The following is a 15,498-nucleotide window of genomic DNA, read 5'->3' as shown; positions in this document are numbered from 1 at the left end:
AAATTCTTGACCGGGCGGCCAATCAAGGAGGACTCTGGGGCTCAGGGAAAGCCCTTTCGGCCGTCTACGGAGGACTGCTCGTCAGGTCCGACCGTGACATGGAGGTGGTCGTGATGGAGAAGCCGTGGAGCCGCTGGCAGGACTGGGCCGTCGTGGTGATGGGCGTGGTCGTGCTGCTCAGCCCGATGTGGGTGGAGACCTCGGAACGCGCGATGTGGACGATGGTCCTGCTGGGCGCGCTGCTGGGGATCTCGGCGCTGTGGTCGCTCGCCCAACCCGGATCGGTGGCCAGCGAGTACGTGCACATCGGCCTCGGCGCGCTGCTGTTCCTGGCGCCGTGGGTGATGGGCTACAGCGCCGACATGATGGGCGCGGCCTGGACCTCGTGGATCGTCGGCGTGCTGGCGATCCTGGCGGGCGCGGCCGCGTTGCCCGCGGCGAACACCGCGCACGGGTTCGCCGGTTCCCACTGACCTCGACCGGGCACGGGGCCGTCTCGCTCCTGGTGGCGAGGCGGCCCTTGCCTTGTGCCACAACGAAAGGGAAGAGCGCTGTCCGCCAAAGACCGGATCCTGGCCGCCGCGGAGACCCTGTTCGCCGTGTCCGGCTTCGACGCCACGCCCACGTCCAGGATCGCTGAGGTGGCCGGCGTGCCCAAGGCGCTGGTGCACTACTACTTCCGCCGCAAACCGGACCTGCTGGCCGCGCTGGTCGAGCGCCTGCCCGAGCATCCGGTTGACCTGGAAACCGTTGTCACGCCGGGAGATGTGGCCGCCAGCCTGCGCGCGTTGGTGGCCGAGCTGGACGCCCACCACGACGACTCCACCCTGCTGAGCCACCTGCTGTGGCGGGAGGCCGACACCCACCCCGCGGTGCGCGATGCCCTGCACGCCCGGTTCGGGCGCACCGAGGGCCACGCCAGGGCGGTGATCACCGCGGCCCGGCCGGACTGCCCGGCGGCGGTGGCCGAGGCGGCGGCCACCCTGGTCGCGCTGGCCGTGGGCTACCGGCACTCGGTGGCCCGGCACCACCCGGACTGGCCCGCCGCCCAGGCAGACCGGCTGGCCGCGGAGGTCGAGCTGATCGCCCGGGCGATCAACACCTTTGATCCACTTGTCAAGTAGGACTTAACAACCCCAAAACCGCCTGGCTCGTCACTTTGCGTACGGCTATCAATGGAGTCGTGTCCTTCCGTCATCCGATCAGGTGAATACGGACACGAACTGGGGCTGAGTTCTGCATGACACGCACAACACGATTCTTCTTGCGAGGTAAGAGAAAGGGGGCGTTGTTGCTGGCAGGCGTGCTGGCGGCCGGTGTGATCGGACCGAGCGCCCTCGCCGAACCAGCGACGACCCGCAACACCACCACGTTCCAGATCGCCGGGCTGACCGCGCCGGTGCGCACGGTGCTGGACAAGTGGGGCGTGCCGCACATCTACGCCACCAACACCGCCGACGTGTACCTGGGCCAGGGCTTCAACGCCGCCAGGGACCGCCTCTTCCAGCTCGACCTGTGGCGCCGCCGCGGGCTGGGCACGCTCTCCGAGGCGCTCGGCGGGGTCTACGCCGACCTGGACAAGGGCGCCCGCGCGGTGCTCTACCGGGGCGACCTGGCCAAGGAGTGGGCCGCCTACCCGCCGCAGGCGAAGGAGGTGGCCACCAAGTTCGTCGCGGGCGTCAACGGCTACATCGAGTGGCTGGAGCGCCACCCGGAGTCGCTGCCCGAGGAGTTCAAGGTGCTCGGCCACCGCCCGGCGCGGTGGCAGCCGGAGGACGTGGTGCGCATCCGGCACCACGCGCTGGTGACCAACGCCTACTACGAGGCACTGCGGGCGCTGACCACCTGCGCGGCCGGTCCGGAAGCGGACGCGATCCGGCAGAACCTGGAGCCCAAGCACGCCGTCACGGTCCCCCAGGGCCTGGACACCTGCGCGCTGGCCCAGGTGGTCGAACCGCTGCTGACCGCCTACGGCAACGCGGTGCTGCCGGTGACCTTCGACGCGGGCACCGGCAAGATCAGCACCACTCAGAAGCCGCCGGCCCAGGGCAGCAACAACTGGGCCATCTCCGCGGCGAAGTCGGCCACCGGGCGACCGGTGCTCGCCGACGACCCGCACCGGCTGATGAGCCTGCCCGCCTCGCGGTACCTGGCGCACCTGTCCGCGCCGGGGCTGGACATCATCGGCGCTGGTGAGCCGATGATCCCGGGGCTCTCCCTCGGCCACAACGGGACCTCGGCCTTCGGGCTGACCATGTTCCCGGCCGACCAGGAGGACCTCTACGTCTACGAGCTCGACCCGGCCGACCACAGCCGGTACAAGTACGGCAACGGGTACGAGGCCTTCCGCACGGTGACGGAGAAGCTGGCGGTCAAGGGCGAACAGCCCCGCGACCTCACGACCTCCTTCAGCAGGCACGGGCCGATCCTGTTCGTGGACGCGCAGCGCCACCTGGCCTACGGGTTGCGCAGCGTGTGGCTGGAGCCGGGCACCTCGCCGTACTTCGCCGCCCTTGGCTACCAGAACGCGAAGACGGCGCAGCAGTTCGGCGAGGCGCTGAAGAAGTGGGGCGCGCCCGGCGCGAACCACGTCTACGCGAACACGGCTGGTCAGATCGGCTGGCTGCCCGGCGCGCTGGTGCCCAAGCGGCCCAAGCACGACGGTCTGCTGCCGGTGCCCGGTGACGGGCGCTACGAGTGGAACGGCTTCTACTCCGGCGACGACCTGCCGCGCACGATCAACCCGGCCAGCGGCTGGGTGGCCACCGCGAACGAGATGAACCTGCCTGCCTCGCACCAGAACCTGGGGCTGGGCTACGACGCCTGGTCGGACCCGTACCGCGCCCAGCGGATCGCGGAGGTGCTCAACAGCAAGGCCAAGCTGTCCTTCGAGGACTCGCTGAAGCTGCAGAACGACTTCCTGTCCATCCCGGCACGCAAGATCACCGGGGTGCTGAAGTCGCTGAGCAGCGAGGACCCGAAGGTCAAGGCCTCGCTGGCGCTGCTGACCGGCTGGAACCACGTGGCCGGTCCGGAGTCGGCGGCGGCCGCGCTGTACGAGCCGTGGTTCACCAAGCACCTCGGCCCGAAGTTCATCCAGGCGGTGCTGCCGGGCGTGGACTTCATCCAGCGGCCGGACACCCAGGTGCTGATCGACGCGCTGGAGCACCCGGAGAACTACTTCGGCGCGGACGGCAAGGCCAAGCGGGACAAGCTGCTGATCGACACCCTGGTCAGCGCACGGGCCGAGGTCGAGCGGCTGCTCGGCGCGGACCAGGCGACCTGGCAGTGGGGCAAGCTGCAGCACACCAAGTTCGAGAACCCGGTCTCGCCGCTGGTCGACGAGGCCACCCGCAAGCGGCTCAACGTCGGGCCGTTCCCGCGCGGCGGGGCCTCGGACACGGTGAACAACTCCGAGTACGAGTCGGCCGACTTCCGGCACATCGGCGGCGCCTCGCTGCGAGTCGTCATCGACGTGGGCAACTGGGACGGCTCGAAGGCGATCAACGCGCCGGGCCAGTCCGGCAACCCGGCTGACCCGCACTACAAGGACCTGGCCGAGACCTGGCGGAAGGGCGAGTACTTCCCGCTGGTCTACAGCAAGGCCGCGGTGGAGCGGAACGCCGAGCGGTACCTGATCCTGGTGCCGAAGTTCTCCTGAGTGATCGTGGCGTTCCCGGTGCCTGCCGGGAACGCCACGCCCAGGTCAGTGGCCGTGCTCGGCCGGTTGGACCAGCTCGACCAGCACGCCGCCGGCGTCCTTGGGGTGGATGAAGTTGACCCGGCTGTTCGAGGTGCCCCGCTTGGGCTCCTCGAACAGCACCCGCAGGCCCTTGGCCTTGATCGCCGCGCAGGCCGCGTCGATGTCGCTCACCCGGTAGGCCAGCTGCTGCAGGCCGGGGCCGCTGCGGCCGATGAACTTGGCGATGGTCGAGTCCGGCCGGGACGGCGCGAGCAGCTGGATCTGGGTCGCGCCGGAGACGTCGCCGGGCGCGCGCAGCATGGCCTCGCGCACCCCCTGCTCGTCATTGGTCTCCTCGTGCGCGACCTCCAGGCCGAAGGTCTCCCGGTGGAAGGCGATGGCCTCGTCCAGGTCGGGCACCGCGATGCCGACGTGGTCGATGGCGGTGACGAAGCTCTGGAGTTCTTCCTGCATAGGGGCACACTAGTAACCGAGAGCCCGGGAAACGGGCACTTTCTGTGTGCGTCCTCACAAGGCCGGTTCCCGCATACCCCCGGTATGGTCCAAGGAAATCCCAACAGACCAATTCCCACCCGCAGTGTCGCTGGAGGCAGCCGTGTCTGGTTCGGTCATCGTCGCCGGAGCCCGTACCCCCATGGGACGGCTGCTCGGCTCGCTCAAGGACTTCTCCGGCGCCCAGCTCGGCGGCGTGGCCATCAAGGCCGCGCTGGAGCGGGCCGGGGTCGCGCCGGAGGCGGTGCAGTACGTGATCATGGGCCAGGTGCTCACCGCGGGCGCTGGTCAGATGCCCGCGCGGCAGGCCGCGGTGGCCGCGGGCATCCCGATGAGCGTGCCCTCGCTGACCATCAACAAGGTCTGCCTCTCCGGCCTGGACGCGATCGCGCTGGCCGACCAGCTGATCCGCGCCGGTGAGTTCGACATCGTGGTGGCCGGTGGCCAGGAGTCGATGACCCAGGCCCCGCACCTGCTGCCCAAGTCCCGCTCCGGCTTCAAGTACGGCGATGTGACGCTGACCGACCACATGGCGCACGACGGCCTGTTCTGCGCCTTCGACCAGGTCGCCATGGGCGCCTCCACGGAGAAGTACAACGCCCGCTACGGCCTGACCCGGGCCGAGCAGGACGCCTTCGCCGCCCGCTCGCACCAGCGCGCCGCCGCGGCCGCGAGCAACGGGATCTTCGAGCAGGAGATCGCGCCGGTGGCCATCCCGCAGCGCAAGGGCGACCCGGTGCTGTTCAGCACGGACGAGGGCGTGCGCGCCGACACCACCGTGGACACCCTGGGCAAGCTGCGCCCGGCCTTCGCCTCCGACGGCACCATCACCGCGGGCTCGGCCTCGCAGATCTCCGACGGCGCGGCCGCGGTCGTGGTGATGAGCAAGGCCAAGGCGCAGGAGCTGGGCCTGACCTGGCTGGCCGAGATCGGCGCGCACGGCGTGGTCGCCGGTCCCGACGCCAGCCTGCACGAACAGCCCTCGAACGCGATCAAGGCGGCCTGCGCCAAGGAGGGCATCGACCCCTCGGCGCTGGACCTGATCGAGATCAACGAGGCCTTCGCCGCGGTCGGCGTGGTCTCCGCCCGCCAGCTCGGCCTGGACGAGGCCGCCGCGGACGCCAAGGTCAACGTCAACGGCGGCGCGATCGCCCTCGGCCACCCGATCGGCATGTCCGGCGCCCGCGTGGTGCTGCACCTGGCGCTGGAGCTCCAGCGGCGTGGTGGCGGCGTCGGCGCGGCCGCGCTGTGCGGCGGCGGCGGTCAGGGCGACGCACTGGTGATCCGGGTACCGTCCGTGTAATGGTCGCCCCTGGCAAGCAGGACTCCGTCTGATGGTGGACATCACCGACCTGGTCGCACGAGCACGGGAAGGTCAGCCGCGCGCGGTCGCGCGGCTGATCTCCCTGGTCGAGGACGCCAGCCCGCAGCTGCGCGAGGTGGCCGCGGCGCTGGCCCCGCACACCGGCCGGGCGCAGGTCATCGGCCTCACCGGCTCGCCCGGCGTCGGCAAGTCGACCTCCACCTCCGCGCTGGTCAGCGCCTTCCGCAAGGCGGGCAAGCGGGTCGGCGTGCTCGCGGTGGACCCGTCCTCGCCGTTCTCCGGCGGCGCGCTGCTCGGCGACCGGATCCGGATGCAGGAGCACGCCACCGACCCCGGCGTGTTCATCCGCTCCATGGCCACTCGGGGCCACCTGGGCGGCCTGTCCTGGGCGACTCCGCAGGCGCTGCGGGTGCTGGACGCGGCGGGCTGCGACGTGGTGCTGATCGAGACCGTCGGCGTCGGCCAGTCCGAGGTCGAGGTGGTCGCACTGGCCGACACCACGGTGGTGCTGCTGGCCCCCGGCATGGGCGACGGCATCCAGGCGGCCAAGGCGGGCATCCTGGAGGTCGCCGACGTGTTCGTGGTGAACAAGGCCGACCGCGACGGCGCGGAGGCCACCGTCCGCGACCTGAAGTACATGATCTCGTTGGGCCGCAAGGAGATCCGTGGCGCGATGTGGCGCCAGCCGATCGTCAAGACGGTGGCCAGCCGGGCCGAGGGCGTGGACGAGGTGGCCGAGGCCGTGCTCGCGCACCGCGCCTGGATGACCGAGCACGGCGAGCTGGACCAGCGCCGCCAGCGCCGTGCCGAGGCCGAGATCGAGGCCATCGCACTGGCCGAGCTGCGCGGCCGGCTGGGCGATGTCCGCGGCGGCACCGCGCTGACCGACCTGGGCAAGCGGGTCGCCGAGGCCGAGCTCGACCCCTACACCGCCGCGGACGAGCTGCTGGCCGGACTGCGCGGGTGAGCAGGCGCGCGCTGGTGATGCCACCCCGCGTGCGCGCCACCAGCCAGCCCCTGGTCGCCGCGGCCGAGGCCAGGGGCCTGCCGGTGATCACCCCGGACCAGGCCGTCCCCGGCCACTGCCACTACTACGGCGGCCCCGGCGTCGCCGACACCCTCGCCCTGGACCTGGCCCTGCTCGAACCCCCGGACAGCTGGCTGCCCAGCCTGCCCGAGGAGCTCACCGCCCGCCGGATCACCGCCACCACCCTGGGCGGGACCCGCCTCACCGCCCCCGCCTTCGTCAAACCGCCGAGCGCCAAGCACCTGCCACCCCGCGTCTACCGCGACCAGGCCGACCTGACCGCGGCCGCCGCCGGGTTGCCGCCGGAGACCCCGCTGCTGCTCAGCGAGGTCACCGCCTTCGCCGCCGAGTACCGCCTCTACCTGCTCGACGGCGAGATCCACACCGGCTCCCGCTACCTGACCTGGGGCAACCTCGACCCCGCCCGGCTGGCCGGTGACCCGGAGACGCCGCGCGTGCTGGACTTCGCCAAGGCGTTGCTGGCCGGGCACGCCGACACCCTGCCCAGCGCGGTGGTGCTGGACATCGGCCTGACCGGCCCGCCGGCGGATCCTCGGCGGCGCCCGGCCGTGGTGGAGGCGAACCTGGCCTGGTTCACCGAGCCGTACCAGTCCGATCCGGACCGGGCGCTGGAGGTCATCCTGCGGGCGGCTGGGCCACGGGCTGAGCTGCGTGGTCGCGACGCGCGGTTCGTGCGCGGCTGACCACCACCAGCCCGCCGACGGCTGTGGATGGAGCCTGCCAGGTCGATGTTCACCCGGTTACCCTGGAGGCATGGCACGGATGACTGAGCACCAGGAAGGAGGCCGATGAGCGAGCAACCGATCAGCGTCTCCGCGGACGACCTGCACACTTACCAGCAGGTCGCTGAGCATGCAGCCGCACAGGCCGCCCGCTGGGAGGATGCGATCCGCCGCGCCGAACACGGGGAGACCGTGGCTGTCATCGCCCACGGCGAACACGTCGCTGACGTCGTTCCCTCTGGCGAGTTGGACCGCCTCCGCGAAACGATCGAAGTCCTCTCCGACTCCGAACTCATGCGCGATCTGGCTGAGGCGCGTGCCACCGAGCCGGAGCTGATCGGAGCTGAGGCCCTGCGCGCCGAACTCAACGCCCGCATCGCACGCGAATCCCGGGCTCAGTGACCGCAGAGCTTATGAGGTGGCCCTGAGCCGCCCTGCCCGCCGAACCTGGTCCGAACACCTCCCGCTCGATGTCGCCATCGGCGTCACCGACTTCATCACCGGCCCACTGGCAGCCAAGCCGTACCGGGTCGGCAAACGTCTTGACCCACCGATGAGTGACATGCACTCTGCCCGGGTCATGCGTGAGTGGCGCGTCCTCTACACCATCGATGAACAGCGTAAACGCGTCACCATCGAAGCCATCCGGCACCGCAGGGACGCGTACCGCTCTCCCTAGTCAGCCAGCCGACGCGCGGTTCGTGCGCGGCTGACCACCGTCACCGCGACCAGCCCCGCCACCAGCACCGCGGTCAGGTGGATCGGCGCGCCGGAGAACGTCGAGGCCAGCACCAGCACCGCCGTCACCGGGCACCCGACCGCGGCCGCGCCCCGGTTGCGCGGTCCGATGTGCAGCAGCCAGACGCTGAGCAGGAACACCGCCACCGGCACCGTGGTGGCCAGGCCGGCGGCCACCGTGGGCAGGTGCGCGCGGTGCAGGTCGTAGTCCACCGCCACGGACAGGCCGGCGCCGACCGCCGCGGCTGAGGCGAAGATCAGGTAGTGGCCGTAGCCCCAGCTCAGGGCCTTGCCGAGGCGGTCCAGACCTGGGGCGGGCTGGTCGAAGTAGAGCCACCACAGCGAGAACAGGATCACCAGGCCGGCGATGGCCACCGAGATCAGGACCGGGATGTGCTCCTGGGCGGCCAGGCCCGCGCGGATCGCGGTGGTCGCGGCCAGCACCGACTCGCCCAGCATGATCAGCGTGAACAGGCCGTAGCGTTCGGCCACGTGGTGCGGGTGCCAGGTGGTCGGGCCGCGCCGCTCGGCCCAGACCGGGACCAGCAGCTCCAGCGCCGCGAGCAGCAGGAACCCCGGCAGGAACAGGGACTCGGGCAGGAACAGCCTGCCGATCCAGCCCAGCTGCACCAGCGCGATGCCCAGCGCGAACCGGTGTGCGCAGGCCCGGCGCGGCGGGTCGGACCTGGCCGCGCGCAGCCACTGGACCACCATCGCCACCCGCATCACCAGGTAGCCGATGGTGATCACGGTGAAGTTCTGCTCGAAGGCCTGCGGCACCCCGGCGGCCATGATCAGGCCGCCGGCGATCTGCACCAGGGTGGTCAGCCGGTAGGGCACATCATCGTTGTCGTAGCTGGAGGCGAACCAGGTGAAGTTGATCCAGGCCCACCAGATCGCGAAGAACACCAGGGCGTAGGCGAGCACGGCGGAGCCGATGTGGTTCTCGCTCAGGCCGTGGTGCAGGCCAGCCGCGGCGGCGGCCACCGCGACCACAAAACACAGGTCGAACAACAGCTCCAGCGGTGTGGCCGCGCGGTGTGGCTCGTGCGCGTCGCGAGCGGCCATCGGCCGGTACCAGGTTCGCATGTGGTGATTCTGCGGCAGTTTCCGACGATTGTCCTCTGTGGACACCCCGCCGGACGACCGACGAAAGTCGGGGTGGAAAGCCGCCGGCATCACGCGCGAGCACCCCTCGGACGGGCCTATGCTAGAAGGGTGAGTGGGCAACAGCGGGTATCGCAGGCGGACAACGTGACGGTCAGACTTCCCAAGGCGCGGCCCCGATCTCCTTATCCCACAACGAACTTTGGCGGTCGCGCGCCCGTGCACGTGCCCTCCGGCAACCCGCTCGGCCCGCGCGTGCCCACCGCGTCCACCGGCGTGCTGCTCGACCTCAGCTCCGGCTCCCGGCGCAAGGTCTTCGCCGGCGCGGTGATCGCCGGGGTGGCCGGTCTGCTCACCATGCTGCTGGCGATCTTCGGCGTGATCGGCGAGGGCGGCGTGCTCCGGGTGACCACCGGCGCGCTCGGCGCCGGGTTCCTCGGCCTGTCCCTGATCGCGGTCATGTGCTGGCGGGTGATCTCCCGCGAGCGGCGGCTGCGCGTCTCCCCGCACGGCCTGCGCTGGGACGAGGACCACGGCTCGCCGTTCAGCCTGCGCTGGGCCGAGCTGGGCGCGGTCGAGCTGACCCGCGGCGAGCGCCGCAAGCTGACCCTCGACCTGTACCCGGGCGACTCCGCCTTCCGGCAGCGCCACCCGGAGATGGAACACCTCTGGGGCGCCTACGGCATCGAGAACGGCTACCGCATCCAGCTCGGCGACTCGGTCCAGGTGCTGCCCCCGGTCGAGCTGGCCCTGCGCCGCTACTGCCCGACCCTGTACCGCGGCGTCCACTGACCCTGCGCGATCAGGCGATTACGCAGGTCAGACCCTGTGGATAGCGGCACCGGCACCGGCCTGGACCGAGGTATGTTGAAGGTTCGAAGTCCAGAGCAGACCGGAGCGGGAGCAAGACGACGATGAGCGCTGTGTGGTGGGTGCTGCTGGCCTTGCCGGTGGGCCTGGCACTGGCCGTAGTGGTGCTGCGCCTCTGGCCGGCCGACCGCACCGGTCCCGGCCAGGTGTCGGTGGAGGAACTGCGTGAGCGGGAGGACGTGGACGCCCTGCCGTACTACCCGCCGACCACGACGGGGACGTTTCCGATTCCGAAGCTGGACGCGGAGCGGTTGAAGGAACGGTTGGACGAACCGGAGCCCAGGCGGGGCTGAGGCTGGGCTGTGACATTGGCGCGCTCCGCGCGCGGGATTTTTTCGCTCTTGAGTCAGGCGTTCGCGCCCCCGACACACGCGAAGCAAGCTTCGGAGTGTCGGGGGCGCGAACGCCTGACGCGAAAAAATCAAACCCGTCGCTGGGTCAAAGGGCCCGGCGTGTCGCTGGTGGGGGGCTTGCTCAGCAGGCCGTTTTGTAGATGTACTGCTGTTTTGCGTCCAGGTCGTCCTTGGTCAGGGCGATCAGGTTTGTCTCGATTTCCTTTTGGGTGGGCTTGCCTTCCAGGGCGTTGACCACCTGCTGGACGCCCTGGCGGCCGATGCCCGCCGGGTCCTGGGCGATCAGGGCCTGGACGTCGCCGTTGCGGAGGCCGTCTACCTGCTTGGGGCTGGCGTCGAAGCCGATCAGTTTGACCTCGCCGCGCTTGTTGGCGTTGCGCAGGCCTGCGGCGGCGCCTTCGCCGGAGTTGAGGTTGGTGGCGAAGACGCCGGCCAGGTCCGGGGTGGCGGCCAGTTGGGCGGAGACGATGTTGGCGGCTTGCGAGGGCTCGTTGTCGCTGTACTTCTGGCCGACGTACTTGATGTTCGGGTACTTCTTGATCTCCTCCTCGAAACCTGCCGCGCGGGCGTCCGTGGTGGAGGTGCCGGCCTTGGTGTTGATCACCAGCACCGAGCCCTTCTCGCCGACCAGCTTGGCCAGGGTCTGCGCGGCGAGCTGACCGCCCTGCTTGTTGTTGGAGGAGATCGCCGAGGCCGCGATGGAGCGGTCCTTCAGCTTGGTGTCCACCTCGACGACCTTGATCCCGGCGCTGGTCAGCTGCTTCATCGGGGTGCCCAGCGCGGTGTCGTCGGTCGGCGCGATCAGCACGCCGGAGGGCTTGGCGGCCAGCACGCTGTTCACGATCGGCACCTGCAGCGCGGCCTCGAACTTCTCCGGCGCCTGCACGCTCAGCTCGTAGCCGAGCTTGCCCGCCTCCTCCTTGGCGCCGCACTCCATCGAGATGTAGAACGGCTCGCCCTTCACCCCGGGCAGCAGCGCGAGCTTCTTGTTGTTGGCCGGCTGCTGGCCGCCGGGGTTCTCCCCGATCTTGCCTCCGCCGCAGGCCGCGAGCGCGAGCACGGCAGCCAGCGCGGCACCCATCTTCAGCGCGGTCCGTGGTGCGTTCATCTTGTCCACCTTCACACTTCGTTGTGCTCCGAGACTCTCGTCATCTGCTGTTTCGCGCCCGGCGGCGGACCTGGTCGAACCAGACCGCCGCGACGAGCACCGCGCCGATCGCCACCGGCTGCCAGAACTGCGGGACGTCGATGATCAGGAAGCCCTTCTTCAGCACGGTCGGGATGAACACCCCGATCACCGTGCCGATCACCGAACCGACCCCGCCGAACAGGCTGGTGCCGCCCAGCACCACCGCCGCGATCGCGTTGAGGTTCTCCGTGGTGTGCCCGCTGATGGTGGTCGTGCCGTAGTAGGCCAGTGACATGAAGCCCGCGAGCCCGGCCAGCGCGCCCACGTAGGTGTAGATCAGCACCAGGTGCCGGTCCACCTTGATCCCGGAGCGGCGGGCCGCCTCCGGGCTGGAGCCGATCGCCAGGGTGTACCGGCCGAACCGGGTGGTGGCCAGCAACCAGGCGCCGACCGCGGTGACCAGCACCGCGACGATCACGATGTTCGGCACGATCCAGGTCGCGCCGAAGCCCAGCCAGTCGCGCAGCTGGGCGGGCACGGTGCGCACGTCCACCCCGTCGGTGAGCAGCTGGGCCGCGCCCAGCGCCGCGCCGAAGGAGCCGAGGGTGACGATCAGCGGCGGGATCTTGGCCTTGGCGATCAGCAGCCCGTTGAGCAGGCCCCAGGCCGCGCCGCCGACGATGGTGACTCCGAAACCGACCAGGATGACCTCGGCGCCCGCGTTGGTGGCGTCGCCGCCGGGGCTCATCGCCTCCATCACCTGCGCGCCGACCACCCCGGCGAAGACCAGCACCGAGCCCACCGACAGGTCGATCCCGGCGGTGATGATCACGTAGGTCATGCCCACCGCGAGCACCAGCAGCACCGAAGCCTCGATGAACAGCTGCTGGAAGTTGAACAGGGTGAGGAAGCTGTCCGGCCGCAGCGCGCTGAAGACCACCAGCAGCGCGAGCAGCACCAGCGCGATCCACAGCGTGTTCGCACTGGCCAGCCGCCTGATCAGCGGACGGGTCTCGGTGTTGATGAACTGGCCGTCGCTCATGCCGCGTCCTCCTGGGTCAGCGCGCCGGTCATCGCGCCGACCAGTTCCTCCAGCGTGGTCTGCGCCGCGGTGAACCGGGCCACCCGGCGACCCAGCCGCAGCACCTCGATCCGGTCCGCGACCTTGAGCACCTCGGGCATGTTGTGGCTGATCAGCACCACCGCGATGCCGTTGTCCCTGACCCGGCGGATCACGTCGAGCACGCGTTCCCGCTGCACCACGCCGAGCGCGGCGGTGGGCTCGTCCATGAACACCAGCTTGCTGGCCCAGGCCACCGAGCGGGCCACCGCGACGCTCTGCCGCTGCCCGCCCGACAGCGAGCCGATCGGCACGTCCAGGCTTTGCAGGGAAACCCCGAGCTGGGTGAAGTGGGTGGCCGCCTGGCGGCGCATCTCCTTCTTGTCCAGCATGCCGAGCGCGCCGAGCAGTCCCTTGCGCCGCAGCTCCCGGCCCAGGAACAGGTTGGCCGCCGGGTCCAGGTCCGGCGCGACCGCCAGGTCCTGGTAGACGGTCTCGATGCCCAGCTCCCTGGCCGCGGTCGGCCGGTCCAGCTGGACCTCCTTGCCGTCCAGCAGGATCTGCCCCGAGTCCGGCTGTTCCGCCCCGGAGAGGCACTTGACCAGGGTCGACTTGCCTGCGCCGTTGTCGCCGATGAGTGCGACGACCTCGCCCGGCCGCAGCTCGAAGGACGCGCCGCGCAGCGCCTCCACCGAGCCGTAGTGCTTGACCAGGTCGCGCGCTTCCAGCAGCGCGGTCATGACTGAGTACCTCCAGCGATCGGCGGACGGCAGCGCACCAGCACCAGGTCACCGTCCACTCGGGACGATCCGGCGGCGTGCGGGACCAGCACGGTGTTGCCCCTGACCAGCTCCAGTGAGCCGCCGTCGCTGGTGGACAGACGCCCGCTGCCGTCCAGCGCGACCAGCACGGCGAAACCGGGGTCGAGCTCCACCGGCGAGTCGGTGTGCACCCGGTCCGCGCGGAAGAACGTCAGCGACTGCTCGCCGAGCAGGTCCACCGACGGGCCGCGCTGATCAGAGGTGTGCCGGATCAGCGGCTCCAGGCGGCTGGGACCCCAGCCGGAGCGGTCCACGCAGCCGAGGGCGGCCTCGAAGCCGAGGCCCAGGTGCACCGAGGCGTCGCCCTCCTCGGCGAAACCGGTCCACTCCATCAGCACCGAGAAGTCGGTGGGCTGTTGCAGCTCCACGATGAACACGCCCGCGCCGATCGCGTGCGGCAGCCCGGCCGGCACGAACACGGTGTCACCCGGCTTGACCGGCACCTCGTTCAGCGCGCCCAGCATGGTCGAGGTCTCCTGACCCGCCACCCAGGCGGCCACCACCCCGGCGGGCACGTCCTCCCGGAAACCCACGTACACCACCGGGTTCGCCCCGCTGGTGCCCACGACCACCCACGCCTCGGTCTTGCCGAAGCGGCAGTCCAGGTGGCTGGCGGCGAAGGCGTCGGAGGGGTGGCAGTGCACCGGCAGCCGTTGTCCGGCGTCGAGCAGCTTCACCAGCAGCGCCGGGTTCGCGCCGTACTCGGCCACGTGCGCCGCGCCCAGCCAGGCCTCGGGCGCGGCCTCGACCGCGGTCCGCAGCAGCTCGCCGCCGGGCAGCGCGGACAGCCCCGCGGTGTGCTGGCCGAACAGCGTGGTGGTGGAGCCGACCCAGTCCTCCGGCCCCCACTCCTCGGCGTTGCCGGCCCCGCGCAGCTCGGCGATGGCCGCACCGCCGCGGTAGAACCGTTCGGGCTGGTTGGCATCCAGCAGGACGGGCTTCACAGTTGGCGCCTGACCTCTCCTGATCCACGTGCGACTAACCGCGCCGGGAGGACCACCCGGCGGGGAGGTGAGTTGTCACCGTCGAGCCGGGCGAACAGCAGTTCCGCCGCGGCCCGGCCGAGCAGCGCGACGTCGTGCGCCACCACCGAGACCGGCGGGGAGAGCAGGTCGGCCAGCTCGAAGTCGTCGAAGCCCACCAGCGCCGGGCGCTGCGGGCGCTGGGCGAAGTTGCGCAGCAGCAGCACGGTGATCCGGTTGTTGCCGGAGACGATCGCGGTGGCCGGGTTGCGACCGTCCAGCAGCCTGCGCAGCGCGCTGGCCACGCTGTGCTCGTCGTGCGGGCCCATCACCACCAGGTCCTCCGGGTACTGCAACCCGGCCCTGGCGCAGCCCTCGCGGAACCCGCGCAGCCGCTCGGCCGCGGTGAAGATGTCCGGCGCGTCGCCGAGGAAGGCGATCCGGCGGTGACCCTGCTCGGCCAGGTGCCGCACGGCCTCGGCGGCGCCGCCGATGTTGTCCACCAGCACCGTGTCCGCCACGACATCGCCCGCGGGCCGGTCCAGGAACACCACCGGCATGCCGGCGCGCATCTCCGGCACCAGGTAGCCGTGCTGCATGCCGGCCGGCACCACCAGCAGGCCGTCCACCCGGCGGGCGCAGAACTCCAGCGCCAGCTCGCGCTCCCGGCTGGGGTCCTCGTCGGAGGAGCCGGTCAGCACCTGGCGGCCGTGCGCCCGCGCGACCTCCTCCACCGCCCTGGTGAGCTGGGAGTAGAACGGGTTCGCCACGTCCTCCAGGATCAGCCCGAGGGTGCCGGTGGAGGAGCCGCGGCGCAGGTTGCGCGCGGACAGGTTGCGCCGGAAACCGAGTTGATCGATCGCGGCGAGCACGCGCTCAGCGGTCGCCGGATGCACTCCCGGCTCGTCGTTGACGACCCGGGACACCGTCTTGATGCTCACGCCGGCCAACCGCGCCACATCGCTCATGGTGGCGCGGCGCACTCGGCGGGCTCCTTCGGACAACGTTGTCATTTGACGCCGGATTGGACACGGTCCCGCTGGGGGTTGTCAACGGTTCCGGGGCGAGTCGTTACGCCGAACGGGATCTCAATCGGTTCCGTTCACCGCGAGGAAGAGGATTCACCACCCATCGGCGCTTGACGTCGATCTCACACCATCACCAGGGTG

General features: G+C 70.7%; 17 protein-coding genes. 10 read left to right on the top strand and 7 right to left on the bottom strand.

What is annotated here, in order from left to right; genetic code table 11:
- The first annotated feature begins 98 nt into the window (after positions 1–98).
- The 3 genes from N8J89_RS34975 to N8J89_RS34965 all read left to right on the top strand — a co-directional run bounded on the left by N8J89_RS34975 (position 99) and on the right by N8J89_RS34965 (position 3,661).
- Positions 99–473 carry an SPW repeat domain-containing protein gene (locus N8J89_RS34975; protein ID WP_283661219.1) on the top strand — a complete coding sequence of 125 codons (375 nt, stop codon included), beginning with the start codon at positions 99–101 and terminating at the stop codon, positions 471–473.
- Positions 474–527: 54 nt separating this feature from the next.
- Positions 528–1,124: a TetR/AcrR family transcriptional regulator gene (locus tag N8J89_RS34970; protein ID WP_283661218.1), complete on the top strand. Its 597-nt coding sequence runs from the start codon at positions 528–530 to the stop codon at positions 1,122–1,124.
- Between the two features lie 140 nt (positions 1,125–1,264).
- Positions 1,265–3,661: a penicillin acylase family protein gene (locus N8J89_RS34965; RefSeq protein WP_283661217.1), complete on the top strand. Its 2,397-nt coding sequence runs from the start codon at positions 1,265–1,267 to the stop codon at positions 3,659–3,661.
- A gap of 45 nt (positions 3,662–3,706) precedes the next feature.
- Here the strand turns inward: N8J89_RS34965 and mce are convergent, their stop codons facing one another.
- The gene (mce, locus tag N8J89_RS34960) at positions 3,707–4,156 is read right to left on the bottom strand and encodes a methylmalonyl-CoA epimerase (RefSeq protein ID WP_252484032.1); all 450 of its coding nucleotides are present in this window, start codon (positions 4,154–4,156) and stop codon (positions 3,707–3,709) included.
- Positions 4,157–4,298: 142 nt separating this feature from the next.
- On the opposite strand from mce, the gene N8J89_RS34955 reads away from it, so the two are divergent.
- From N8J89_RS34955 to N8J89_RS34935, 5 genes are all read left to right on the top strand, one after another.
- Positions 4,299–5,498, top strand: a complete 1,200-nt coding sequence (locus N8J89_RS34955) for an acetyl-CoA C-acetyltransferase (protein WP_283661216.1) — start codon at positions 4,299–4,301, stop codon at positions 5,496–5,498.
- A gap of 31 nt (positions 5,499–5,529) precedes the next feature.
- Complete coding sequence (gene meaB, locus N8J89_RS34950) at positions 5,530–6,486, top strand: methylmalonyl Co-A mutase-associated GTPase MeaB (protein ID WP_283661215.1); 957 nt, start codon at positions 5,530–5,532, stop codon at positions 6,484–6,486.
- Positions 6,483–7,250 (top strand): ATP-grasp domain-containing protein, encoded by a 768-nt coding sequence (locus tag N8J89_RS34945; protein WP_283661214.1) that lies wholly within the window; start codon positions 6,483–6,485, stop codon positions 7,248–7,250. Before meaB ends, N8J89_RS34945 begins: the two co-directional genes overlap by 4 nt.
- Before the next feature lie 105 nt (positions 7,251–7,355).
- Positions 7,356–7,691 carry a hypothetical protein gene (locus N8J89_RS34940; RefSeq protein WP_283661213.1) on the top strand — a complete coding sequence of 112 codons (336 nt, stop codon included), beginning with the start codon at positions 7,356–7,358 and terminating at the stop codon, positions 7,689–7,691.
- 16 nt (positions 7,692–7,707) lie between these two features.
- Positions 7,708–7,968, top strand: coding sequence for a type II toxin-antitoxin system RelE family toxin (locus N8J89_RS34935; protein ID WP_283661212.1), 261 nt, complete (start codon positions 7,708–7,710; stop codon positions 7,966–7,968).
- On the opposite strand, the gene N8J89_RS34930 is transcribed toward N8J89_RS34935, so the two are convergent.
- The gene (locus N8J89_RS34930) at positions 7,965–9,116 is read right to left on the bottom strand and encodes a low temperature requirement protein A (RefSeq protein WP_283661211.1); all 1,152 of its coding nucleotides are present in this window, start codon (positions 9,114–9,116) and stop codon (positions 7,965–7,967) included. The two genes, N8J89_RS34935 and N8J89_RS34930, sit on opposite strands and share 4 nt — an antisense overlap.
- Positions 9,117–9,353: 237 nt before the next feature.
- Between N8J89_RS34930 and N8J89_RS34925 the strand changes: the two genes are divergently transcribed.
- Together N8J89_RS34925 and N8J89_RS34920 are read left to right on the top strand one after the other, a co-directional pair.
- Positions 9,354–9,926, top strand: coding sequence for a hypothetical protein (locus N8J89_RS34925; protein ID WP_283661210.1), 573 nt, complete (start codon positions 9,354–9,356; stop codon positions 9,924–9,926).
- Positions 9,927–10,048: 122 nt separating this feature from the next.
- Entirely contained in the window at positions 10,049–10,297 is a 249-nt protein-coding gene (locus tag N8J89_RS34920; protein ID WP_283661209.1) for a hypothetical protein, read from the top strand.
- 181 nt (positions 10,298–10,478) lie between these two features.
- On the opposite strand, the gene N8J89_RS34915 is transcribed toward N8J89_RS34920, so the two are convergent.
- Genes N8J89_RS34915 through N8J89_RS34895 form a run of 5 tightly spaced genes read right to left on the bottom strand, consistent with a single transcriptional unit; the run spans position 10,479 to position 15,297 of the window.
- Positions 10,479–11,465: an ABC transporter substrate-binding protein gene (locus N8J89_RS34915; RefSeq protein ID WP_283661208.1), complete on the bottom strand. Its 987-nt coding sequence runs from the start codon at positions 11,463–11,465 to the stop codon at positions 10,479–10,481.
- A gap of 40 nt (positions 11,466–11,505) precedes the next feature.
- The gene (locus tag N8J89_RS34910; protein ID WP_283661207.1) at positions 11,506–12,528 is read right to left on the bottom strand and encodes an ABC transporter permease; all 1,023 of its coding nucleotides are present in this window, start codon (positions 12,526–12,528) and stop codon (positions 11,506–11,508) included.
- Positions 12,525–13,286: an ATP-binding cassette domain-containing protein gene (locus N8J89_RS34905; protein WP_283661206.1), complete on the bottom strand. Its 762-nt coding sequence runs from the start codon at positions 13,284–13,286 to the stop codon at positions 12,525–12,527. The genes N8J89_RS34910 and N8J89_RS34905 overlap by 4 nt, the downstream gene beginning before the upstream one ends.
- Complete coding sequence (locus N8J89_RS34900) at positions 13,283–14,311, bottom strand: class I mannose-6-phosphate isomerase (protein WP_283661205.1); 1,029 nt, start codon at positions 14,309–14,311, stop codon at positions 13,283–13,285. The genes N8J89_RS34905 and N8J89_RS34900 overlap by 4 nt, the downstream gene beginning before the upstream one ends.
- Positions 14,308–15,297, bottom strand: coding sequence for a LacI family DNA-binding transcriptional regulator (locus N8J89_RS34895; RefSeq protein WP_283666328.1), 990 nt, complete (start codon positions 15,295–15,297; stop codon positions 14,308–14,310). The genes N8J89_RS34900 and N8J89_RS34895 overlap by 4 nt, the downstream gene beginning before the upstream one ends.
- Positions 15,298–15,498 lie beyond the last annotated feature (201 nt).

The sequence above is a fragment of the Crossiella sp. CA-258035 genome (assembly GCF_030064675.1).
GTDB lineage: Bacteria > Actinomycetota > Actinomycetes > Mycobacteriales > Pseudonocardiaceae > Crossiella.
This window is presented reverse-complemented; position numbering and strand designations above follow the sequence as displayed.